The 333-nt window shown below is 51.7% G+C and carries 1 tRNA gene; it reads left to right on the forward strand.

From position 1 onward, the window contains the following. The first annotated feature begins 128 nt into the window (after nt 1–128). Nucleotides 129–203 (forward strand) — tRNA-Gln (locus VJL_RS26535). Nucleotides 204–333: the final 130 nt, after the last annotated feature.

Consider the following 333-nt stretch of genomic DNA (forward strand, 5'->3'; position numbering starts at 1 on the left):
GTCGTGGCGGAATTGGTAGACGCACCAGATTTAGGTTCTGGCGCCGCAAGGTGTGAGAGTTCAAGTCTCTCCGACCGCACCATACTTTCCTTAATTGGGAAGCACTTAGCTGAAAGGCTAAGACCTGTAGGGCTATCGCCAAGCGGTAAGGCAGCGGCTTTTGATGCCGCCATTCCCTGGTTCGAATCCAGGTAGCCCTGCCATTACAAAACGTTGTTAAGGTTATGCCAATTACCTTAGTGACTAAAAAACACGATGCGGTCGTGGCGGAATTGGTAGACGCACCAGATTTAGGTTCTGGCGCCGCAAGGTGTGAGAGTTCAAGTCTCTCCG

The organism is Vibrio jasicida CAIM 1864 = LMG 25398, from assembly GCF_000400365.1.
Lineage (GTDB): Bacteria > Pseudomonadota > Gammaproteobacteria > Enterobacterales > Vibrionaceae > Vibrio > Vibrio jasicida.